This window comes from Shewanella donghaensis (genome assembly GCF_007567505.1).
GTDB classification, from domain to species: Bacteria; Pseudomonadota; Gammaproteobacteria; order Enterobacterales; family Shewanellaceae; genus Shewanella; species Shewanella donghaensis.
Genome location: NZ_CP041783.1, coordinates 1,711,852 through 1,733,186, shown reverse-complemented (window position 1 = coordinate 1,733,186; position 21,335 = coordinate 1,711,852). Strand labels below are relative to the sequence as shown.

The 21,335-nt window shown below is 36.7% G+C and carries 23 protein-coding genes and 1 tRNA gene; 9 read left to right on the top strand and 15 right to left on the bottom strand.

The genetic code is table 11. The features are described from left to right. Window positions 1-43 precede the first annotated feature (43 nt). Window positions 44-1,360, top strand: coding sequence for a tyrosine-type recombinase/integrase (locus FPK91_RS07410; RefSeq protein ID WP_144210055.1), 1,317 nt, complete (start codon window positions 44-46; stop codon window positions 1,358-1,360). A gap of 2 nt (window positions 1,361-1,362) precedes the next feature. Here FPK91_RS07410 and FPK91_RS07405 read toward each other — a convergent pair whose 3' ends face one another. Both FPK91_RS07405 and FPK91_RS07400 read right to left on the bottom strand, forming a co-directional pair. Beyond that, window positions 1,363-1,857, bottom strand: coding sequence for a hypothetical protein (locus FPK91_RS07405; protein ID WP_144210052.1), 495 nt, complete (start codon window positions 1,855-1,857; stop codon window positions 1,363-1,365). Between the two features lie 4 nt (window positions 1,858-1,861). After that, window positions 1,862-2,329: a hypothetical protein gene (locus FPK91_RS07400; protein WP_144210051.1), complete on the bottom strand. Its 468-nt coding sequence runs from the start codon at window positions 2,327-2,329 to the stop codon at window positions 1,862-1,864. A 98-nt stretch (window positions 2,330-2,427) separates the two neighbouring features. On the opposite strand from FPK91_RS07400, the gene FPK91_RS21070 reads away from it, so the two are divergent. Continuing rightward, a complete protein-coding gene (locus tag FPK91_RS21070) occupies window positions 2,428-2,595 on the top strand; it encodes a hypothetical protein (RefSeq protein WP_227006713.1) in 168 nt (55 codons plus the stop codon). Between the two features lie 31 nt (window positions 2,596-2,626). Further along, window positions 2,627-2,728 (top strand): hypothetical protein, encoded by a 102-nt coding sequence (locus tag FPK91_RS21065; RefSeq protein ID WP_227006712.1) that lies wholly within the window; start codon window positions 2,627-2,629, stop codon window positions 2,726-2,728. 952 nt (window positions 2,729-3,680) lie between these two features. Here FPK91_RS21065 and FPK91_RS07385 read toward each other — a convergent pair. The 11 genes from FPK91_RS07385 to FPK91_RS07335 all read right to left on the bottom strand — a co-directional run bounded on the left by FPK91_RS07385 (window position 3,681) and on the right by FPK91_RS07335 (window position 12,658). Further along, complete coding sequence (locus tag FPK91_RS07385; protein ID WP_193559183.1) at window positions 3,681-4,202, bottom strand: RipA family octameric membrane protein; 522 nt, start codon at window positions 4,200-4,202, stop codon at window positions 3,681-3,683. Window positions 4,203-4,336: 134 nt separating this feature from the next. Further along, window positions 4,337-4,714: a toll/interleukin-1 receptor domain-containing protein gene (locus tag FPK91_RS07380; protein ID WP_144210049.1), complete on the bottom strand. Its 378-nt coding sequence runs from the start codon at window positions 4,712-4,714 to the stop codon at window positions 4,337-4,339. Between the two features lie 80 nt (window positions 4,715-4,794). After that, window positions 4,795-5,199 carry a TIR domain-containing protein gene (locus FPK91_RS07375; RefSeq protein ID WP_144210047.1) on the bottom strand — a complete coding sequence of 135 codons (405 nt, stop codon included), beginning with the start codon at window positions 5,197-5,199 and terminating at the stop codon, window positions 4,795-4,797. 1 nt (window position 5,200) lies between these two features. Next, entirely contained in the window at window positions 5,201-6,433 is a 1,233-nt protein-coding gene (locus FPK91_RS07370; protein ID WP_227006753.1) for a TRAFs-binding domain-containing protein, read from the bottom strand. A 218-nt stretch (window positions 6,434-6,651) separates the two neighbouring features. Then, complete coding sequence (locus tag FPK91_RS07365) at window positions 6,652-7,131, bottom strand: hypothetical protein (RefSeq protein WP_144210043.1); 480 nt, start codon at window positions 7,129-7,131, stop codon at window positions 6,652-6,654. 120 nt (window positions 7,132-7,251) lie between these two features. Next, on the bottom strand, window positions 7,252-9,258 hold the full coding sequence (locus tag FPK91_RS07360; protein ID WP_144210041.1) for a replication endonuclease: 2,007 nt from the start codon (window positions 9,256-9,258) through the stop codon (window positions 7,252-7,254). Further along, window positions 9,248-9,790 carry a hypothetical protein gene (locus FPK91_RS07355; RefSeq protein ID WP_144210039.1) on the bottom strand — a complete coding sequence of 181 codons (543 nt, stop codon included), beginning with the start codon at window positions 9,788-9,790 and terminating at the stop codon, window positions 9,248-9,250. The genes FPK91_RS07360 and FPK91_RS07355 overlap by 11 nt, the downstream gene beginning before the upstream one ends. Then, the gene (locus FPK91_RS07350; protein ID WP_144210037.1) at window positions 9,774-9,962 is read right to left on the bottom strand and encodes a helix-turn-helix domain-containing protein; all 189 of its coding nucleotides are present in this window, start codon (window positions 9,960-9,962) and stop codon (window positions 9,774-9,776) included. Before FPK91_RS07350 ends, FPK91_RS07355 begins: the two co-directional genes overlap by 17 nt. Window positions 9,963-10,077: 115 nt before the next feature. After that, a complete protein-coding gene (locus FPK91_RS07345; RefSeq protein WP_144210035.1) occupies window positions 10,078-11,271 on the bottom strand; it encodes a hypothetical protein in 1,194 nt (397 codons plus the stop codon). A 241-nt stretch (window positions 11,272-11,512) separates the two neighbouring features. Beyond that, complete coding sequence (locus FPK91_RS07340; protein WP_144210033.1) at window positions 11,513-12,373, bottom strand: hypothetical protein; 861 nt, start codon at window positions 12,371-12,373, stop codon at window positions 11,513-11,515. 209 nt (window positions 12,374-12,582) lie between these two features. Next, window positions 12,583-12,658, bottom strand: a tRNA-Arg gene (locus FPK91_RS07335). A gap of 444 nt (window positions 12,659-13,102) precedes the next feature. Here FPK91_RS07335 and pseF point away from each other — a divergent pair. The 6 genes from pseF to pseI are packed head-to-tail and all read left to right on the top strand — an operon-like array spanning window position 13,103 to window position 18,947. Continuing rightward, window positions 13,103-13,828: a pseudaminic acid cytidylyltransferase gene (pseF, locus tag FPK91_RS07330; RefSeq protein WP_144210031.1), complete on the top strand. Its 726-nt coding sequence runs from the start codon at window positions 13,103-13,105 to the stop codon at window positions 13,826-13,828. Between the two features lie 28 nt (window positions 13,829-13,856). Next, the gene (gene pseG / locus FPK91_RS07325; protein ID WP_144210029.1) at window positions 13,857-15,419 is read left to right on the top strand and encodes a UDP-2,4-diacetamido-2,4,6-trideoxy-beta-L-altropyranose hydrolase; all 1,563 of its coding nucleotides are present in this window, start codon (window positions 13,857-13,859) and stop codon (window positions 15,417-15,419) included. Next, a complete protein-coding gene (locus tag FPK91_RS07320; protein WP_144210027.1) occupies window positions 15,416-16,099 on the top strand; it encodes a WbqC family protein in 684 nt (227 codons plus the stop codon). Before pseG ends, FPK91_RS07320 begins: the two co-directional genes overlap by 4 nt. Window positions 16,100-16,120: 21 nt before the next feature. Continuing rightward, window positions 16,121-17,011, top strand: a complete 891-nt coding sequence (locus tag FPK91_RS07315) for a class I SAM-dependent methyltransferase (RefSeq protein ID WP_144210025.1) — start codon at window positions 16,121-16,123, stop codon at window positions 17,009-17,011. Window position 17,012: 1 nt separating this feature from the next. Then, entirely contained in the window at window positions 17,013-17,837 is an 825-nt protein-coding gene (locus FPK91_RS07310) for a phytanoyl-CoA dioxygenase family protein (RefSeq protein ID WP_144210023.1), read from the top strand. Window positions 17,838-17,891: 54 nt separating this feature from the next. After that, window positions 17,892-18,947 (top strand): pseudaminic acid synthase, encoded by a 1,056-nt coding sequence (pseI, locus tag FPK91_RS07305; RefSeq protein ID WP_144210021.1) that lies wholly within the window; start codon window positions 17,892-17,894, stop codon window positions 18,945-18,947. A 10-nt stretch (window positions 18,948-18,957) separates the two neighbouring features. Here pseI and pseC read toward each other — a convergent pair whose 3' ends face one another. Next, window positions 18,958-20,115 carry a UDP-4-amino-4,6-dideoxy-N-acetyl-beta-L-altrosamine transaminase gene (gene pseC, locus FPK91_RS07300; RefSeq protein WP_144210019.1) on the bottom strand — a complete coding sequence of 386 codons (1,158 nt, stop codon included), beginning with the start codon at window positions 20,113-20,115 and terminating at the stop codon, window positions 18,958-18,960. Continuing rightward, window positions 20,112-21,113 (bottom strand): UDP-N-acetylglucosamine 4,6-dehydratase (inverting), encoded by a 1,002-nt coding sequence (gene pseB, locus FPK91_RS07295; protein WP_144210017.1) that lies wholly within the window; start codon window positions 21,111-21,113, stop codon window positions 20,112-20,114. Before pseB ends, pseC begins: the two co-directional genes overlap by 4 nt. Window positions 21,114-21,335 lie beyond the last annotated feature (222 nt).

Here is a 21,335-nt window from a genome sequence, read left to right as displayed (position 1 = left end):
TGTGGCGGCACATAGGCGGCACAATATTTGAGGCTAAGTGATTATGGGTAAAGAATTAACCTTCACAAAACGTTGTTTTGATCAGCTAAAAATAGCCCCAAAACGCTATAGAATTGCCGATTTAGGCCTCAGAGACTCCGTAAACGGCCTAATTTTAGAAGTTATGCCATCAGGGAAAAAGTATTTTCGCTTTAGGCGCAAGCACTTAGGTAAAGACGTCACTGTTACAATAGGAATCTCCCCAGACATTACCATCGATCAAGCCCGTAAACAGGCTAAAACAATAGCGGTTAATATTGCTCAAGGGATTAACCCTAACGAGTCAAAACGAGAGGCGAAACAAGCCCAAGCATTAGAAGATGCACTGTCCATAACGGTTGCTCAATTGTTTGATGCCTACGTTGCAGAGTTCACCATTAAAATTAAGTCAGGTGAGCGCCGTCAAAAATCCTTAGATGATGTTTATTCAATTTGGAATAAGCATATAAAAACACGCATTGGTCATTTAAAAGCTGAAACCATTTCGATAGTCGATGCTGATAACTTTATTAAACTCATCATCACCAAAAGTTCTGTTGCGATTCGCAATAAATGCTTAACGCTGCTCAAATCGATGTTTAGCGCCCAAAACCCCAATCCATTTTTCCACATCAAAAAGCTTGCTGGTACAAAACGAGAACGTATTTTAAGTAAGCTTGAATTGAGTCGATTACTGCAAGCACTAGAACTTGAGTTACCTATCTATCATGATGTGGTGATGATGTTGCTATTAACAGGTCAGCGTAAAAGCTGTGTCTTCAGTATGGAGTGGCGGGAGATTGATCATCAGCGTGGTATTTGGCTTATTCCGACCAGCAAAATGAAAGTAAAAAAACCTCATGCTGTGCCACTCACTAAAGAAGCGATGGAAATTTTAACCAGGCGAAGCCAAGACGCTAATCAAGGCGAACGCTTTGTATTTCCCAGCGATCGCAGTCAATCAGGTCATGTTATCGAAAAAGCAGGTAAGGGCAGTTTCTGGCATCGCATTACAGAGCGTGCAGAGCTTCGTGGCGTAGAGAAAGGGGATAACGTCACCATACATGATTTAAGGCGCACCATTGCAAGCTGGAGCGTCATGCGTGGCGGTAATATTCAAACAACGAGTAAACTCTTAGGTCATAGCGATATTAGCATTACAGCTAGCACCTATGCCCATTTGGATATTGAGCAGGTGAGAGCTGAGTTAGGAATCACTACAGCTCAACTACTTGGGACTTACCAGCATGAGTCGAAGGTGGATAGATTGGTAAGGGAAATAGAACAGCTCTCTGGAGATGAGAGAAAAGAGCTGTTCAATAAAATAGAAAACCTAAGCTGATTTTACAATCCATTCATATCATAAAGTTTGCTTAGTTCTACTTGATCCTTTTCCGAAACCAACAAAGGAAAAGCTTCAAAAGAGACTTTAAACTCGCGGATATCGCTTAAGCTTTGTGCATTAAAGTAATCATTAACAATTGAGTTATTGTATCGATGAGATAAAAGTATTTTAACTTTTTCAAAAATAGCTTTATCAATAGACTCTTGCGCTAAGATAGTCGTGTCTTGAATCATCACTGACCTGATTTCAATCAAGCCATGAAGGTAAGATACTCTCACATTCCAATTTTCAATATCTAATGCATCGTTTCCCTTAGAGTTTAATCGATATATTTCTATTCCACATTCTGGGCATTTTTGTCCTAAACAAGGTTCATCAAATTGTTCATGCTTAGTTACAGCATATGTATCATTAAGCATGCTTAAAAATAATCCGCACATTATCATACAGACTAAAATAATATTATGGCGATATGGAAAAAGTTGATGAGACATAATTTTACCTGTGACTTAGTAACTCAGAAATCATGGTGGACAGTTTCAAACTTTGTTGCTGGCTAATATTCAAAGGCGTTTTATTAATACTCGTTTGCATTAACTCCATAATTCGATCTTCGTGCTCAGTGTTAGGCCAATCATGAATGCTTTGTTGTGCATGAAGTGCATTTTGAGAAGTTGTAAAAATAAGGTGATCAATGGCACTTAGAGAGCTAATGTGTTCATGCTCAATAACGGTGCTTCTTAGTTGCTCCAACTCCTCCAATTGGAGAATTAGAACACTTCTTATTCGAGCACTGTTTCGGCTAGTTATACTCGTAATAGATTCTGAAATGTTGATCTTACATTCATTTGAAACTTCATCTGATAAACAATATCCAAAAGCACAAGTTTCATCAGCTTGTGAAGTGTTCGGAGCTAAAGACGTTATCTGAATCATAACAATTGTGAGTAAAGATATTTTTTTCATAGAAATCCATTTCGTACTATTTTTTAAACTCTAACCTAAAAATCATGATGTTGCGATAGTCCAGTTTACTTGTATTGATTAACCCAAAGAAGCTAAAGATGCTTTATCAAGGCGAACGCTTTGTATTTCCGAGTGAGCGAAGTCAATCAGGCCATGTTATCGAAAAGGCAGGTAAGGGCAGTTTCTGGCATCGCATTACAGAGCGTGCAGAGCTTAGTGGAGTAGAGAAAGCCTATAGTTTCAAAAAGAGTTGTCACCATACATGATTTAAGGCGCACCATAGTAAGCTGGAGCGTTATGCGTGGCGGTAATATCCAAACTACCAGTAAATTATTAGGTCATAGCGACATTAGTATCACAGCAAGTACCTATGCGCATTTGGATATTGAACAGGGCTGAGCTAGGTATCACTACAGCGCATTTACTAGGGACGTTTGAGCAAGAATCGAATGTTGATAGGTTAGTTAGAGAGATAGAACGGCTCTCTGAAAGTGAAAAGAGAGAGCTATTGAATAGAGCAAAGCTCTGATTACTTCCTCGCTCTACTTTTAGCTTTGAATGCTAACAGTTTCAAATATTGCCATATTTTCAAAAAAATCTTAATTACAGGGACTTTTTGTAAAACCATAGGCAGGAACATAAGAACTAAAAAACCAAAATACATCGAAATGCCAAAGCCAAAAACTTTTAACGTGGATGTGAAATTTGCAGCGCCATGAAACCCAACAAATGAACTAATGAGTATAAATAATGCGAAGGTTAATAAAATTCCTTTGAAATATTTGAAATGTTTATTTACCCTAATTCTGTTTATTTTTTGTTCTAGCATTTCAACAACTATTACCTATACCTGATTTCGTTTTTCTGTAAGAAGTGAAACTGATTTTTCATTGTAACTTTTCAATATAAAACCAAGCTTAAAGATAGTTATAGGTTTCTGCTTTATGCGGTCAAAATACGATACCATTCACGATTTAAGGCGAACTATAGCGAGTTGGAGTGTCATGAGTGCTTGTCGCTTTATATTTCAAGAATCAAACCACAAATAAATGATTCGGTCATAGTAGAGTGGTGATAGCCAGAGAGGTAAACAAGAGTCGGCATAACAGCCAGCACTTACGCCCATTTGGATATTGAATATGTTCGAGAAGAATTAGGGATTACCACGGCACATTTGCTTGGGACATTTGAGTAAGAATCGAATGTTGATAGGTTTTTGAGGGGAATGGAACAGCTCTCTTGTGCAGAAAAGTAGAGCTGTTTAGTAGGATTTAAGATTAATAAGAAGTTTTTGTTTAAATTAACTTCTTTCTTGTAATTAAATGATATTAATTAACTTTTTTATCTTAATTTAACAAAGCCAAGAATATATTATCGGAAGTATGCTGCCAGTTAAAACAATAAAGTGTAACAATGAAAAAGCCCAAGGTATATAAGCTTCTATTTTAGTAAATGGTAAGTAAACTTTTGAATCGTTACCTCTTCCCAAAAGTTCCCACTCCGCTTTATATGGACTAATAGGCAGTTCTTTCTCTATTTCATTAATTACTTTAAACTTTGCTGTGTTTATATCTTTATATGATCTGATAATTCTGTACCACATAAAGGAAATAATAATCCCAATTAATGATACTGCCCAATAATAATTTTGATTCTCAGTAGCTCCTAGGTTGATATATGTAATTAAAGATATTAAAGTTGTATTTAAAGTGACGAAGAATGTATTAGATGACTGTCTTCTGTTACTGATATTTTCGGCTGAAGATAAATATATTTTATATTGTTCTAGTAGGTGGTTATTATAGTGTTCTACTAAATTATAAGTTTTTGCATCCTGGCTTTTTAATATTTTACTTACTTTTTCAGTGTTCATGCTCATGCTCATTTTTTATCTTGGTAAATGCATAGGTTATTATTGTAACTTATAAGAATTGCTATGTTAAAGATTAGGTCACTTAAAATAACACCAAAATAATATATTTATTTGGATGCGATCCTTTAAACTTTCTAGTCATCCTCAACTCCTTCTGCATAGTGAATATCTAGAGAGGATAGTTTGTTGTAAACTTTGAAGTTTTTTCCTATATAATCAGGTAAAGCTAAATTGTGTGAAGTTTTAAAGATATATAATTGTTTATTATAAGCTGAAGCTAAACCAAGTTCATGAGAAACCCAAGTAGAGTTTTTGCTTTTTGCCGATAAAATGAGAATAACATTATTACTATTTTTAATTTTATTTTTAATTGTTTCTTGTAAGTTGGAAGCGTCGATGGTTAGGTTTTTTTCAAATGTAAATGTTTCCACCCCTAGCGAAGAAAGATATTTTGAAATTGAAATAGCTTTTTTACTAGCGTCTTTTGAATAGCTGATAAAAGTTGATTTCATTTTTTATTCTCTAAAGTTAATATGAGACAAGGTTATATTTGTTAAATGTAACTTTGTCTCAGCTATCATTTTTATCTAATTTATTTTGCGTAATTTCTAATTGCAGTAACAATACTTTCAGTATTCCAACGAACGTCAACTATAGAGCGGGTAGAAACTGTTGTTGATATTCTTTCTTGTGCCCATGGTATTACTCCAACGATAGGGATTCCAAGGCTTATTGCCTTATCTAGTTCCCACTCCATCCAGTCACTATAACTAGCGTACATACCAGCAAGCGCTAATACAATATCTGATTTTTCAATTTTTTCAGTTAAACGTAATTTAATGTAAGGGGAATTTGTGGAGTTGATAGGTTCATCTTTACTTACTTCTTCAAAAGTAACATTGAAATAACCACGCTCATTCAGCAAATTTCTTAGTGATACTAAATCATCAGAATTTTGCCACGAATGACTAATAAATATACTGTACGTTTTTGCCATTTTATTTCCTCACTAATTTAAGTAATCTTTCTTTACTTTCAAAGAATGTATCTTTTTCCCACTGAGCTTCTGAAAATTGTACAAATAAATTTTCAAATAAAAATGCTTTCTCATCATTTTTAAGTCCATAATAACAATTTGCTAGAGTTGCATAGGCCCATTTGTATTCGATATTGCTATTCCCATCATTAACTGAGGTTTCTACATTGTCCAAGATTTTTATTATCTTTTCGCGAGCTTTTTTTGCTGATATTACGTAGTAATTTTTTTCACACTCATCTTGTTCAATACTAGAAATAATATCTAAGCAAAGGGCGTAATTTTCTCCTGTGTAATAATCATTTCTTATCTGAAAACCTTTTTGATAATAGCTTATAGCCCTTTTTAAACACTCTGTATCAGAGTTTATAAACCACATGCGCTTATATATAGCACCAATTAAACCAAGAGTCTCAGGGTCATTAGATTCTCCTTCAGGTGCTAATTTTTCAATTACCCTCAATGCATCTGTTAAAGCTGTGGCTTCAGAGGGATTTTTAGATTTATAAATTGATAGTGCTTGTTGCTGAAGAAAGTAATCTTCAGATGGTAATGCAACAGCTGCTTTTTCCCAGAGTTTTGCAGCTTCAGTAAACTCATTTTCTAGCATGTGATCTTTGGCTTTTTCGACTATTGCAAATATATGAGTTTCTTTCTGAGCTAAATCACCTATAATTTTTTTGTACTCAGCTACTGGAATTTTTGGAGGTTTGATATCTTTAATGAATTCATATAATGGACTGTCAATAAAGGTGTTTTTAGTTATATTTATGATAATTTCTTTTAATTCATCTTGGCAACGTTTAGCTTCATCTGTACCGATATCTTCACCTAAATGTCTGTAAGGGAAAATTTTGTTGTGGTCTAAATCAAAAGGGATTTTACCTTCCTCTTCCTTTATTATAATAGTGGAGAAAGGTCTAACAGCATGCCGGATGCCTAGCTCATAAATAGCATTTGGATTGAAAGTTGAAATGTCAGCTACGACTAACTCAGCTTGCATAAGTAATGCATACATACTTTTATCAATTAGGCCAGCTTCTTGAATTTCATCACCTCTTACACATTGATAATCAGCGGCCTCAACCGCTGGTTGTATAATATTTTTGTATGTCTTATCTAAGTCTAGTGTTTTACCTGTAGAGTAATCCGTTTTCTTTCCAAAGCCCATAATAACAAAACATATCTTTTTCATTTTAGCCACGATGACTCCTCACTTTAACTTTGACAGTCATATTTATAGAGTTTTATAAGCAGGTTGCTTTCTTTGTTAACTTTTCTTTTCTACAGTTTTAGCAAGAAAATAAACTGTTTTTTCGAATCTATTTGGGCTTCAAGTTAGTGGGGGCAGAGTAAACAATACGTCAACCCCAAAGATTGCCTTAAAAGTTGCCTTATAAATTTTTTCTAGTATTAAGTTCCACATGCTTTTTCTTTTTGCTTTAAAACCTCTTCACTACTATCCTGCATTGCCTTCAATATCATCAAATTACATTCTTTCAGCTTTAATTCTTGCTCTGATTTCTGCTCTGGCTCACTAATATAAGCAACCATAGGTTTGTAATTAAGTGAAGCGTTACAGTACATGTTAGAGAGGCTGCGGCCTTTGTTGCTCAAATTATCCATGCTAGAAAGCTCTGAACATAATTCTGTAAACATAGATTTAGCTTGTTGAGTGCATTTGGAGAATTGAGTGGCTTGTTGTGTGAGATTGCTGCAAACACTGTTCGATATAATCTTCCAGAGCTGATGCTGAAAACGAATGTTGGTATTCTGATAAACTAAAGTTTTTGTCGTCACACTAGTATTCATTGAGTCTGTATAGACTTCAGTAATACTGTTAGAGACCGTATGCAGATATGCTGCAAACAATTGTGACAATGGGTCTATCATTACTCTTCCTTAAGTATCTGTTCAACCAGTGTTTATACTATCGATGTTACTATGTACTACTTGTGATTAATAGCTACTTTTAGGTTAATTATTCAAATGATTGAGTTTAGTTGATTCATGTCAATTTACATTTCGCTCTACCAAGCAGTTATTAACAATTTGGTACGCTAAGCCACTTGAATCACAAATCACCATCGCCCCTGCTAGCAATTGATTCACTGATAATTCATCGACTACGCCTACCGCTTTTAATGCTTTGACGAATTTAGAATCCATTACCGTGGTTGTGATGTGTTCTTCCATATCGGAACCATCAATCACACTTTTAATTTCTGCTTTGGGTAATGAATCTAGGGTTCTAGTCTCAACCGAACAGTTATTCCCACAAGTCCAAGGAGAGCGAAAATCAACATCTAAAGCAGGTTGCTTCCATGTTGGTAACGCAATGCGTTGGGTTTTATCTAATTTGGCATTTGATGCATTTACTGAAGCGCGAGATTTTTTTAACTCAGAAAATTCTGACCTTTCTTGGGTCACCATCGGGCGTAACTTCCAACGCTCTTCGCGAGTCACAATCACAGTGCTATCTGCAATCAAGCCTTTAATACGTTTTACGGTTTCGCCGTATTCATTACCATTTTCGGTTTCGTCATAATCAAGCGATAACGGCGTAACACTCAACGCCTTTTCAAATTCTAACCAATTGGATTGGTCTGCGGCGGCGCGTGCTTGTTCGATAACTTGACCACCATTATCAAGACGGCGCAATTCGCGCCAAATCGACACGCTAGATGTACCAAAAAATTGAAATTGTCTTAACTTATGACGGGATGCCCACGCACTAGCCAGCATGGCACCATGCGATGCGCTACAATCAGCGGTAAAATCTTGCTCTTCGTCCATGTGTTCGGCGGCAATGTTTTTAGAAATATATTTAATGACATAACCCACAGCGCTACCTTTGGACGGGTCGATGTTTTTAATGAGTAAACGGTTTTTAGCTGCGCCATTTTCGTCACCATCAACCTCAAAAGCATAGTCATGCAAAATTGATTTGAATTCACCTACGTCATTCGGTGCCATAAACGCTAATAAATGCCAATGTGGTGTGCCGTCTTTGTGTGGCTCAACTACCCGTAAGCCTGTCATATCAATACCTTGACGTTTTAGCTTGCTGCGAATTTTAGCCCACTGAGCCACAAGATATTTTTGTGCTGTTTTCGGGCTTTGTTCATTCCACTTGTGACTTACAGCATGATACTTACTCGGTGCAGTTAAGGTGATAAACAAGCCTTCTTTGCCTGCATCTTGCGCCATTTCTTCAAGACCGCGAGCGCGAACCACTAATTCAGTAAAGCGATTTTTGGGATTGGCCACACCAGCGTTTGATGCATCAGCCAAAGGCAACATCATGCCGCTTTCAGATTCAATCATGGTTGATTCAAGCCAATCCTGTGCACTACGCTGTTGCGTTTTCCATTCAGAAAAACTTTCTTTCGAAATATAAGGTGAATGCTTACCGACCATGCCTGCCGCAATGAATAAGTGTTCAATACATTGGTCGCGTAAGGCAGACAATTTACGTAACCACCACTTAGGGCAAATCATACGTAAAATACCGCATTCAGCCGCCTGCTCAATTCCATCATTTAATACTGCATTCGCATAAGGTGGGTTAACCTGCCAGTGCTTGCATAATTTCGCGGCATCAGTGTAAGCCGAAAAAATATCACCGCCACCATCAGATGCCGCTTGCACCCGTCTTAATGCTTCATTGGCGTTACTGTTAGCCTCAGCAATTAGCGCGTTTGTTTTTCTATAGCGGATCATTCTTGCGCCTTGCTGCACTAGCTTAAATGGGTATTGTTGCCAAACACGATTTAATACGCCTAATTGTCTTTCGGTGTCAGCATCAAACGCTTGAGCATGTTTTAGTTTCACTACACTTTTTAAACGCTTGTTGTAGTTATTGGTTAACTTATTTTGAATTTTCTTTGGCAGGTAATAGATATTACCAAGCGGTTTCACTCGCTCGACAGTTTCAATCTTTGACTTGAGCTTAACAAAATTTGGCGTGTAGCCGTCAATGTGACCAACGACGGCATAGGCGGCTGGTTTAATCTTCATACAGAGCGCATTCCCGTATATGAAAAGCAGAACAGCTAATATCTTTATGCTGAGTCACAAGCCCATCACCGAATATATTCACTTGTAGTTGTTCAGTTGTACTATTTGGGTTTAAAGGCCTATTTAAGGGGAGTTCAGTGAATATTGCAGGATTTTCGGTAAATATTCCCGAATCCAATCCAGCCATTGCAGGATTCGTTTCGGGAATATTCTCAGGAATTTTCGGCTCCAGTCCTGAATTTACTTCTGCAATTTCAGGGCTGATTGCTGCAATTCCCGAATGTGGATTAAAGCTAACCATATCAATATTCGGTTGTTGTACTGCTTCACCCTTAGTAGTTTTGCGGGTTTCTCTGGAATTAAACTCATCATCGACTTCATCAATGGCTTGGTGTTGCTTATCGGTACTAGGGCAAGCACCGTTTAAGAAACCATTCATGTATGAGAGCTGAAGCAAGATCATGACAACCATCGCTATAGTGACAAGCTCTAAGAATGAAAAACTAAAGATGTACTTATAGAGTGTGTTCATAAACCCTCCCATTGATGAAGTTTTCAACATCACTTTGACGGTACATGACTCGACGACCCACTTTGATAAAGCTAAGGGGGTATCTGCCAGTACAACGCCAAACGGAAAGGGTGCCGATAGTGACACCTAAGAACTCAGAAACTTGAGCTGGGGTAAGTAGTAGATTATTCATGTTAACTCCGATTAGTTTGTGTTCGTCGGAGTGAACAATATGATCAAAGAGGAATAGGGTATGCGCTTGTCAGGCTCAAAAAGGTGTTTCTCAGGGTGAGAAACACCTTTTTAATTTAGGTTCTATTTTGACATTTTTGACATTTTTGACTAATTTGAAGCATTATTTGGCTTATTTCATAAACTTTAGATTCATTTTTAGGCGCTAATAGAGGTAATCGAATGCCACTATAGCCACCAACTCCAATAGGGCCATAATCTTCATCCCATTGCTCACCTGTATCCATATTTATTGCATAGTGATTATCTTGAGTTACATCAATTTTGTTTTCTTTAGCAAATAGTGCCCAGGCATGCTGTTCAATAGGGTCTCTAGAGTTTTCAATTAATTCAGAGATTAAGCTTCGATTAGGTTGCTGTAAGGCTGAGAGCTTTAACCATTGATTAAATGGCTGCTTTTTAGAATCACTATCATAGTCTTCTCCCCAGTATTGATTGAATAAGTCAAACATTTCCTCACCATCGAAGTGGTAGCAGATTGATTTTTCGATTGAATCAAAATCATTTGCTTCAAAAATATCATCTATATTCGGAGAGGCTAAATCAGAAATAGTTACTTGAGAAATAAACCGTTCGAATGCTTGAGTAGGCTTTATCTGTTTCGCATAGTTATCTGCCCACTTTTTTTGGGTGTCGCCCATAGTTTGGCCTTTTAAGCTTTGCTCATACCAGTGTTGACTACTTTCACCTCCAGTAACTGAAGATAAATCATCTAGTAGCCATAAAAACTCCAAAAGCGTTGATTGCTTATCGCCTTTTATAGAACTCTGCTGTAACTCAGTAAAGAGGTTTTTAATGTCAATTTCGAATCCATTATAAGAAAACTTATTTACTGATTCATTTTCAAATCTGCTACTAGATTCACTGGAGTCCCTGCTGTCAAAATCATCATAGTTGGTAAGACTGTCAACATAGGTTAAGTAATGTAGTGCTTGCTGATTGATTAGTGATGATTGCATACCAATAAGCGAAGCTAATTCATCACGTATTAAATTGGCAAGTTGAGTTGAGTCTGTTTCGGTTTGATTTAGATGGATTGCTTTGAGCTTACATCTCTCAAAGGCTATTAAAGGTTCTTTATTTGCTTGCTCTAATAGATTTGTAATTGATGATGTTTTTAAGGCTGCATAAGTTTTTTTACCTAGGTATGCGGCAATTAGTTCGATGACTTGTGCTCTAGAAATCGTGCATTCAGGCAGTTTTTTTGCGCGTGAGGATACGTTATAAGTGTAAGTTGAAAGCATGTTCATAAATTAACTCCGCGGTTGAGTGCGAGGTGCATTAAAGCATTACCACATGCGATTACGGCGAGGCTTCTCAACCTAGTCATTTATGAAAAATTGGTTTTAAATTTTGATTTTAAACTTTCGTTTTTAGTGCCTGTTTTCACTCGCATGTAAGTGAGGCTGGCGCCTAATAAAGAATCTATATTAATGAGTAAATTGAATCAAGTTTATTTGCTTCAATTTTGACTATGACTATATGCGATTGCTACTTATTTGCCGCAAGAAACCAACGGTATACGGTTTGAAACCCTTGGTAATCGCTTGTGAAAGGGTGATGCATTGTGTTAGCAAAATCATTAATTGATGGAAATAGGCGTTCCGCAGCTTGTTTCGGGTTCTTGTAATCTTTCGTTGAATACAACGCTAGAGCAAAATCTTTACGTTGGCGGTTTTTACTGTGCCTAGTATTTTGCCCTTTTTTTGAATGACTTTGAGCGGTTTCAAGGATGCCTTTCTCAATACTTATGTCTGATTGCAAGGATTGATAGCTTTCATTTTTATCGATGAATTGCTGTTGAAGAAACAGCTTAAACAGATACTGTGAGTTTTTTGTCAGTCCAGCTATTTGGCATGTCATAGCTGCGTGCAGCAGTTCATCAGTATCTGGTGATATTGTCTCTTCAAAGCAAGATAGCTCAGAAGTACCAGCTTGCTTGAAAGCTTCAAAGATAGACGATGCATTAGCAAACTCTCGGATTACATTTAAGTCATCGCAAGGTGGTGTATTTGAGAATTGCTCAAACATCTCAGTAAACACATTGATTAACTGTGATTGCTCATTTTCTAAAGTTTGTTGGCTGTTATTTATTTTGGCTAGATCTTTGGCCAATGTTTCTTCAGTTATATCATCAGGAAGATTTTCCATTAATGCTGACGGTTTTGAAGATAATGATTCGAGGGATGTAAATTTTTGCGATAAATTATGATTATCGGGAGTGTAAGTTTTATTTGAGTTAAGAACTGCTAACAGTTGTTCTTTTTGTTCAACAGGCATTTCACTAAACATTTTGTTGAGCAATTCATCTTTGACTTTACTGTGATTACTACTTGATGAGGTGTCATCCATCACGTTCAACTTCCATATTCTTGTTTGATACAAAACTATTAGAAATGAAGCTAAATGTCTATAACTGAGATCAACTGTGTAAAACCCAGACTTTTGGAAAAGGTAAGAAAAAAAGTAGTGATTAGGGGGTGTTCTATGGCGGCACATAGGCGGCACAATTTTTAGTGTTTTTTGTAAGCTGCTGATAAGATTAAGTAAAAGAGGTGTTATGGTCTCCCCACAAGGACTCGAACCTTGATCGATCGCTTAGGAGGCGACTGCTCTATCCTGTTGAGCTATGGGGAGACTAAGCGCAATTATACAAGTTTTAATCTTGATTAAAAGTGTTTAAATTTAGTCGCTTAAATATTAAACATTACATCGTTTTTTCACCGGTTTACCTTCAACGGCTATTATCACCGATATTAACCTTAGCTATTGGTAAAATAACTTGCTTAAAATTATGACGTCTAATTGATAGATTATTGGTGGCTTTGTCGTATTGCTCAAACTATGAATTATTCATTATCAATTTGATTTTTTATGTAAATATGTCGTGGTAACATGAGTTTATGTGAGATATATTGATTGATTAGTGGATATGTCTATTGCTTCATTTAATCAAGAATGTATACATTTTATTTCTTGGTCCACTCTCCATTTTTGCAATGGAAAAATGTAAAGTCTTTTAATTATAAAGGAAATTGAAATGCTGCAATTTAATTACTTTTTAAAGTATTCGTAGACTATATGAAAGTGGCTATTATTCCCGCTAGAGGCGGAAGTAAACGGATATTGAAAAAGAATATTCGTTTATTCCATGGCAAACCTATGATTTTGTGGTCAATTGAGGCTGCATTAAATAGTGGTTGTTTTGATAGAGTTATCGTTTCAACAGATGATGAACAAATTGCTGAGATTTCAAGAGCTGCTGGTGCTGAAGTTCCATTTATTAGACCCGCTTCATTGTCTGATGATTTAACAGGAACATCTTCAGTCATTAGTCATGCAATTGGTTGGTTAACCGCAAGCATTGAAAGTAAATGCCTTAGTGAGCCTAATGCTATAATTGATGACTCTGTTTCTTATGTATGTTGTATCTATGCCACCGCTCCTTTTATAAGAGCGGAAGATATCAAGAATGGATTGCAATCTTTACTCTCGTCAGAAAGTGACTATGCATTAGCTGTTACTAAATTTAACTTCCCAATCCAGAGAGCTACCTACGTAAATGCTGAAAATAGATTGGAAATGTTTCAACCTGAATTTTTTCATACTCGCTCTCAGGATTTAGCTGAAGCTTTCCATGATGTAGGGCAGTTTTGCTGGGGAACTTCCGAGGCATGGCTAAATCAAAAAGTTGTTTTTGTAGCGCCCACTGTACCTGTCATTATACCTAGCTATAGAGCGCAAGATATTGACACTGAAGATGACTGGGTGAGAGCTGAAATGATGTTTTCATCTTGTTGTATCTAGCATCAATTATAAGATAGGCAGTAACGTTATGAGTACTCATATAAGCAGTGAAACAGTTGTCTTTAGAGTCGATTCTAGTGTTCAAATTGGTTATGGTCATTTGATGCGATGTCTGACGTTAGCTGTTGAACTTCGAAAGCAAGGCGCTGAGTGTTACTTTTTGTGTAGAGACTTAAGCGGTCATAATGCTTCAATTCTTGAGAAAAATGATTTTACTGTTTATTTGTTGCCAGCAAAAGAAACAGAACAATCGCCCACTTGTCATGAAGAAGCTATGCCTTGGCATTATTATTGGCTTGAAGTGAGTTGGTTGACTGATGTTAGTCAATGCATGCAGCATTTTAAGCGCTTAAAACCTAGTATTATCATCGTTGATCATTATGCCCTAGATGTTAATTGGGAGCGCCAGGCTAAACTATACTGTAATAAATTGATGGTTATTGATGATTTAGCAGACCGAGAACATTATTGTGATTTTTTGCTAGATTATAATTTAAGCGTGGCTTCTAACAGTTATCAGCAGCTCATTCCTGCATTTTGCCGTCAATTTTTAGGTGGGAAATACACTTTACTTCGTAATGAATTCTTACTTTGGAGAACAAAAAGCCAAGTTCGACGTATTAATAATAAACTGGAATCTATTTTAGTGACTTTTGGGGGGGCTGACCCTGACAACAATAGTGAGAAAGTGTTGGAGATCATTGCAAATTTACCTTTCAAACTAGTCAGAATAAATGTTGTGGTTAGTGATAAAGCATTACACCTACAGTCGCTAAAACGTTTTGCTTCCAGAATGTCAATTAGCACTAAAATACATACTAATGTCAATAATATGGCTGAATTGATGGCTGTTGCAGATCTTGCAATAGGCTCAGGTGGAGGAAGTACCTATGAACGATTATTTTTAGAATTACCTTCATTGTTAAAGCCTATCGCAAAAAATCAAGTCGAGCCGTTAACCCAAATGAGTGAGCAAGGTTTATTTACCCTTTTTGATAGTTATTCTGAATTAAAGAGTATTTTATTAACCCTCTGGGATACAAAAATACCTAAAATCGAATCTCCTGTTCTTTTTGGCGTACCTCTAGTGAGTCGATTGTTATTATCTAAGCAGGTCATATTATCTGATGTTAAATGCTGGGATGTTCGTCGAACATTTAGATGGTTGCAAAGTAAGGAATTGCAGAAGGCATTTTTAGTTTCTTCTCCCCCTCAAATATCCCGTCATTTTTCTTATTGGAGAAGTTTGCTACAAGCAAAAAATCAGTTTGTTTTCAGTATAATTAAAGATGGGAAGCATCTAGGAAATATAGGTGTAAAACATATCGATTATGAGAAAAGTGAGGCTGAAGCTTGGATATATATTGGGGAATCATCCGAACATCATTCAGGCGTTGGATCTGCGGCACTCTTTTTATTAGAGAAGTTTATAAAAGAAACCTTATTAATTCATCAGGTTATTATACATGTATCACAAACAAATCAGCCGGCATTATCTTTTTATAATAAGCAATGTTACAAAGAAAATTCAGACTCATTGACTGCTGAGTTTTCTGATAAAAATGTAATACAGATGAGAAAAAATTTATGAAAATATCCATTATGCAGCCCACTTTTTTACCATGGAGTGGCTTTTTTAATTTAATGGCGAATGTGGATTTATTCATTTTTTTAGATGATGCGCAGTTTCAAAAAGGCTCATGGCACAACAGAAATAGAATCGCGTTAAATTCTTCTGCTCATTGGGTCACAGTACCTATAAATCATGATCATTTAGGGCAATCGATAGAAAATACAATGATTAATGATCAGAGGCCTTGGCGTGAAAAAATGGTACGAACGTTAAAGCAAGTGTACTCAAAACATGAGCATGCTCAAGAGTTATTCCATTTTACAGATCTGATATTAAACGAGTCTTTTACTTCTTTAGCTCAAATGAACATAGCTATTATTCAAATGATGGCACAAAAAATGAATGTTAAATGCCAGATCGTCAAATCTAGTGAATTAAGTATACAAGGTGTTAGAACTGAAAGGCTGTTGTCTATTTTAAATAAAGTAAATGCGACTCATTATTTGTCTCCTCAAGGAGCTAGAGATTATTTAACCGATGATGGCTTTGAAAATCAAAATGACATAGATCTATCTTATCAAGTGTTTAAGCCGACTTTATACGTTCAAAAAAGTGTGACAACTTTTATTCCTCAATTATCGATGCTAGATGTTGTAATGAATTTAGGCTGGGCAAAGTCAGCTTTGTATATCAAATAAATAATATCAGGTGCCAGTTTTATGAAACAGAATAGTTATGACATTCAGCCAAATGAAAAATATGGCTTCTTACAGGTTACTCCTACGCCATCTGCTGAAGAGATTAACCGTTTTTACGCTGAAGAGTTTTACTCTAGCGATTACAAAAACTTTAATAACTCTTCTTTGGAAGTACAGGTTGCTGATAGAGAGTTTATGGAAGGGACGTGGAGTGATCAGGCGTGTGAAATTGAGTTGCAGCTTGAAAAACCGCTTTCTGAAATAGAATTATTAGATGTTGGTTGCGGCTGGGCTCAGTCGTTACTTCATTTTAAAAAGCTGGGTGTGAGTTGCTATGGCTTTGACCCTGCATTAGAAGCCGTGGAGTATGCTAATACTCAGGGGTTAAATGTAAAACACTGTGGTGTTGAAACCATGAATGTATTCGATAATAAACGCTTTGATGTTGTTATGTTGAATAACGTTTTGGAACATTTAGCTGATCCGATAAGGGTCTTGACTGAGATCCGTGAAAGCGTAATAAAAGAAGGTGGGTTAATTATTATAACTGTACCTAATGAATTTAATGCTTTTCAAATGGCAGCTCAGAAACTTCACAAGCTCGAGCAGTGGTGGGTTACACCGCCAGCTCATTTGAATTATTTCTCACGTAGTACTTTACAGAACTTATTGAGTGGTTGTGGCTTTCAAAATGGGTTAGCAATGTCTTCATTCCCGTTAGAGTTATTCTTGTTAATGGGTGATAATTATGTTGGCAATCGGGAAACTGGAAAAGAGTGTCATAAACGAAGAGTTCAATTTGAGATGAATTTACGTAATCTAGGTGAAGAGAAAACCTTAAAGAAGTTTTATCAGTCATTAGCTGAGGTGAATTTAGGCCGCCAGATTACTTGCTATGCAAAGGCAATATAATATGAACTCTTATATAGACAGTTTTCAAAAAGATGGCTATGTCATTCTTCCCAATATGATTAGCACGCAGCAATGTGCTCACTTTAGAGCGCTTTTAGAAAAAGATTATCTAAATTACTCTGATTTATATGCTAATGCTACTTCGTCAAAGGGCGAGTTATCAGACAAATCAAAAGAGAAAGTCGTGTTTAATCTGCACAATAAATCTTTGGATTGGTTTAGTTTATTTGAAAATGAAACAGTGCTTTCAATATTGGATGTGGTTCTTAAACAAGGAAGCTACAATAATGCTGAACCCTATTATTTAAATAATGTATCTGCACGCAGTCCTGCTAAAGGTGATACTAAGCAGCAAATGCATATTGATAGCGGCTTACCAGGTGTTAATTATTGTTTGAAGGCCAATGTTATTTGGCTATTAGACGATTTTACGATTGAAAATGGTGCGACTAGAATCATTCCCGGTAGCCATAAGTGGACCGAGTTTCCTCCTAATGGTGAACCACAGCATGAGGTTGAATATATTACTGCTCCTCAAGGGAGTGTATTGATATTTAATGCTAATTTATGGCATGGCGGAGGCCCTAATTATACAGCTAGTAGCCGTTGGGCTTTACTTTTAGGATACGCTAGATGGTTCATTAAACCTTCTTTTGACTTTATGAAAAATACGCCAGAAAATATTGTTGATAAAATGACAACTGAACAAAAGCAATTACTCGGCTTTCATTTAACGCCCCCAAAAGATGAATTTACTCGACTAAGAAGAGTTGCAAGTATTCCTGAGAACCCCCAGTCATATGAATTACCTTTATCTAAGTCATAAGGTTAGGGATAAGTTTGTTACATAATTTAAAGTTTATACATTTAAGGCTATCAAATGACAAGTCCATTTATCACAATTGAAGGTAGAAAAATTGGTAGGGACTATCCTCCTTATATTGTTGCAGAATTGTCAGCTAACCATAATGGTGATTTTGAACGAGCTAAACAAATTCTTGCGATGGCTAAGCGCTGTAATGCTAATGCGGTTAAGTTACAAACATACAGTGCAGATACCATTACATTAAATTCAACAAACGAAGAGTTTATGATCCGTGGTGGCTTATGGGATGGAAAAAGCCTTTATGAGCTATATCAATGGGCGCAAATGCCATGGGAATGGCATAAGCCATTATTTGATTATGCGAAGCAACTTGGAATCACCATTTTTAGCTCACCTTTTGACAATTCAGCTGTCGATTTACTTGAAGATTTGAATGCTCCGGCCTATAAAGTTGCATCTTTTGAAGCAATCGATATTCCGTTGATTAAATATATTGCTGGTACTAAGAAACCGATGATAATTTCCACTGGTATGGCAAATTCAGATGAAATAACCGAGGCAGTTGAAGCTGCGCGTTCAGGTGGATGTAAAGAGCTTGCCCTATTGCATTGTGTAAGTAGTTATCCCGCGCCGTCATCAGAGTACAATTTACGAACTATTGCTGATATGCAAAAACGCTACGGTGTCGTAGTAGGCCTTTCTGATCATACTATTCATAATATTACTGCGATATCGGCGATCTCAATTGGGGCTGGAATAGTTGAAAAGCATGTAACTCTTGACCGAAAAGGGGGGGGGCCTGATGATTCTTTTTCGTTAGAAGAGTTAGAGTTAGCTGAGTTATGCGAGCATTCAAAAATAGCATGGGAAGCAGTTGGAAAAGTAGATTACTCCCAACAGTCAAGTGAGAAAGCTACGGTTAAATATCGACGCTCTTTATACATAGTCAATGATAAAAAAGTGGGCGATGTCATTAGAGCGGAAGATCTACGTAGTGTACGTCCGGGTTTTGGGCTTGGGCCTAAATACTTTGAAGATCTGATAGGCCGTAAGCTAAATACTGCTGTAAAAGCGAATTCCGCAACGAGTTGGGAAATATTTGAAGATTAACAACTAGCACTTAATTTAGGAGCGCTTCTCTTAGCACTTCAGCGATAAACTCTTGCTGAATCAATGTTAGTTCTGGATACATTGGAAGGCTAATTATGCGTGAATAAAAGTCTTCTGCTTGTGGGTAATCACCCCAATTAAACCCTAACTCTTGATAATATGGCTGAGTGTGTATTGGAATATAGTGCACATTTACCCATATCTCTGCTTTTCGGAGTTTATTGAAAACCATTGCTCGCTTTGATTGATCTTTCAATCTAATTATAAATAAATGCCATGCGCTATCATCCTTACCCATGGTTGCTAATGAGGGTAAGTCAATTTCTAGTTCTGATAATAACCTATGGTAATTCTGGGCAATACTTCTGCGTTTATTGATTATCTCTGTTAAACGTTTGCTTTGGCTTATTCCTAGAGCGGCTTGCATATCCGTCATACGATAATTGAACCCTAATGACAACTGTTGATAATACCAAGCACCATGACTATCCTCTGTCATCAATTGTTCATCTCGAGTGACGCCGTGACTTCTCAAGTGTTGCATTTTTTCAGCTAGGTCATTTTTATTTGTTAGCGCCATTCCACCTTCAGCGGTAGTAATAATTTTAACTGGATGAAAACTGAAAACAGTAATATCACTATACTGACAGCTGCCTATCATTTTTCCTTGAAACAGCCCTCCAACGGCATGAGAAGCATCTTCAATAATGGCAAAGTTATACTCTAGGCTTAGAGCATGTATCTGTTGCATGTCGCAACTGGTACCCGCTAAATGAACCGGTATCACTACGTTAGGTAAAGTGCTATTTATCTTGGCATCGGCTAATTTTTCTTTCAATGAAGTAATAGACATATTGCCACTGTTGGCATCAACATCAATAAAGTCGATATTAGCGCCGCAGTATCTCGCACAATTTGCAGAAGCGACAAAGCTAATTGTTGATGTCCATACTCTTGAGCTTGGTCCTACATTCAGCGCTAAACAAGCTAAATGTAATGCTGAAGTGGCGTTTGTTGTTGCAATAGCATAGTGGGCGGTTGTTATATCACATAAGGATTTTTCAAATGCGGGGACTGCTGGCCCTTGAGTTAAAAAATCACCCTGTAATACATTGATGACAGAGTCTATATCTTCCTGAGTAATATTTTGGCGGCCATAAGGGATCATGACATCGCAGCCTTATTGAAATTACTAATATCTTCAACAGAGAGAAACTCTGGGTTAGCGTCAGATGTATATTCAAATCCAGGTTCAACTAAACTTCCCTGTTCATCTAGGGCATTAGTTGAAAAGTCATTGCTACGACTAAAAAACTTAATCGCTGGGGCAATTACAAAATGATCTTTAAACTCATAAGTATGATAAGACATATCACCAGGGCACATCATTTCATGAAGTTTCTCTCCAGGCCTAATTCCGATCTCTTTTATCGGCAGGTTAGGTGCTATGGATGCTGCTAGATCTACAACTTTGATGGAAGGTATTTTGGGAATAAAAATTTCTCCTCCCAACATGCGCTCAAAATTGTTCAAAACAAAATCAACACCATGTTGAAGGCTTATCCAAAATCTGGTCATTTCAAGGTGAGTGATTGGGATATGATCACTACCATTGTCAACTAATTGTTGAAAAAAGGGCACGACAGATCCTCTAGAGCCAACAACATTGCCGTAGCGTACTGCAGAAAATCGAGTTTGGCCTTCGCCAACCATATTATTGGCAGCTACAAACAATTTATCGGATGCCAGTTTGGTTGCACCATATAAGTTTACAGGGTTTGCTGCTTTATCTGTGGATAGTGCAATGACCTTTTTGACATTATTACTGATAGCTGCACGAATTACATTTTCAGCACCATGAATGTTGGTTTTAATACACTCCATTGGATTGTATTCCGCTGCGGGTACTTGTTTTAATGCTGCTGCATGGATTACGTAATCTACATCTTTAAACGCTTGGTTTAAGCGCTCACCGTCTCGCACATCGCCAATGAAATAACGCATACAAGGCTCGTTAAACACTTGTTGCATTTCATACTGTTTTAACTCATCTCGAGACAATATAATGATGCGTTTAGGTTTATAGCGTTGAAGCAATGTTTTGGTATATTTATAACCAAATGAACCTGTGCCGCCAGTAATGAGTATTGATTTATTATCAAACATAATTTCTCCATAAATATTCTGTAACTTTATGCGTTACTGGCACACAGTGAGACTAATTTACTATGACGAGTAAGTTACTTGAGTAAGCAATATACGAACCAAAAACAACTGTGCAATTTTTTACATGAAAACTATTTAATTCTGTATTTATAACATATTTAAAAAACAATTAAAATTAATAGGTTAAGAAGCTTTTTGTCTCATTGTTAGATTTTATCAAAG

Bases quoted from the DNA above. Each gene is read 5' to 3' on its own strand.
- FPK91_RS07410 (WP_144210055.1), top strand. From the start codon at position 44: ATGGGTAAAGAATTAACCTTCACAAAACGTTGTTTTGATCAGCTAAAA.
- FPK91_RS07385 (WP_193559183.1), bottom strand. From the start codon at position 4,202: ATGAACACTGAAAAAGTAAGTAAAATATTAAAAAGCCAGGATGCAAAA.
- FPK91_RS07405 (WP_144210052.1), bottom strand. From the start codon at position 1,857: ATGTCTCATCAACTTTTTCCATATCGCCATAATATTATTTTAGTCTGT.
- FPK91_RS07400 (WP_144210051.1), bottom strand. From the start codon at position 2,329: ATGAAAAAAATATCTTTACTCACAATTGTTATGATTCAGATAACGTCT.
- FPK91_RS07345 (WP_144210035.1), bottom strand. From the start codon at position 11,271: ATGAACATGCTTTCAACTTACACTTATAACGTATCCTCACGCGCAAAA.
- pseB (WP_144210017.1), bottom strand. From the start codon at position 21,113: ATGTTTGATAATAAATCAATACTCATTACTGGCGGCACAGGTTCATTT.
- FPK91_RS07355 (WP_144210039.1), bottom strand. From the start codon at position 9,790: ATGAACACACTCTATAAGTACATCTTTAGTTTTTCATTCTTAGAGCTT.
- FPK91_RS07310 (WP_144210023.1), top strand. From the start codon at position 17,013: ATGAACTCTTATATAGACAGTTTTCAAAAAGATGGCTATGTCATTCTT.
- FPK91_RS07380 (WP_144210049.1), bottom strand. From the start codon at position 4,714: ATGAAATCAACTTTTATCAGCTATTCAAAAGACGCTAGTAAAAAAGCT.
- FPK91_RS07320 (WP_144210027.1), top strand. From the start codon at position 15,416: ATGAAAATATCCATTATGCAGCCCACTTTTTTACCATGGAGTGGCTTT.
- pseG (WP_144210029.1), top strand. From the start codon at position 13,857: ATGAGTACTCATATAAGCAGTGAAACAGTTGTCTTTAGAGTCGATTCT.
- pseF (WP_144210031.1), top strand. From the start codon at position 13,103: ATGAAAGTGGCTATTATTCCCGCTAGAGGCGGAAGTAAACGGATATTG.
- FPK91_RS07365 (WP_144210043.1), bottom strand. From the start codon at position 7,131: ATGATAGACCCATTGTCACAATTGTTTGCAGCATATCTGCATACGGTC.
- FPK91_RS07370 (WP_227006753.1), bottom strand. From the start codon at position 6,433: ATGAAAAAGATATGTTTTGTTATTATGGGCTTTGGAAAGAAAACGGAT.
- FPK91_RS21070 (WP_227006713.1), top strand. From the start codon at position 2,428: ATGCTTTATCAAGGCGAACGCTTTGTATTTCCGAGTGAGCGAAGTCAA.
- FPK91_RS07360 (WP_144210041.1), bottom strand. From the start codon at position 9,258: ATGAAGATTAAACCAGCCGCCTATGCCGTCGTTGGTCACATTGACGGC.
- FPK91_RS21065 (WP_227006712.1), top strand. From the start codon at position 2,627: ATGCGTGGCGGTAATATCCAAACTACCAGTAAATTATTAGGTCATAGC.
- pseC (WP_144210019.1), bottom strand. From the start codon at position 20,115: ATGATCCCTTATGGCCGCCAAAATATTACTCAGGAAGATATAGACTCT.
- FPK91_RS07375 (WP_144210047.1), bottom strand. From the start codon at position 5,199: ATGGCAAAAACGTACAGTATATTTATTAGTCATTCGTGGCAAAATTCT.
- pseI (WP_144210021.1), top strand. From the start codon at position 17,892: ATGACAAGTCCATTTATCACAATTGAAGGTAGAAAAATTGGTAGGGAC.
- FPK91_RS07340 (WP_144210033.1), bottom strand. From the start codon at position 12,373: ATGGATGACACCTCATCAAGTAGTAATCACAGTAAAGTCAAAGATGAA.
- FPK91_RS07350 (WP_144210037.1), bottom strand. From the start codon at position 9,962: ATGAATAATCTACTACTTACCCCAGCTCAAGTTTCTGAGTTCTTAGGT.
- FPK91_RS07315 (WP_144210025.1), top strand. From the start codon at position 16,121: ATGAAACAGAATAGTTATGACATTCAGCCAAATGAAAAATATGGCTTC.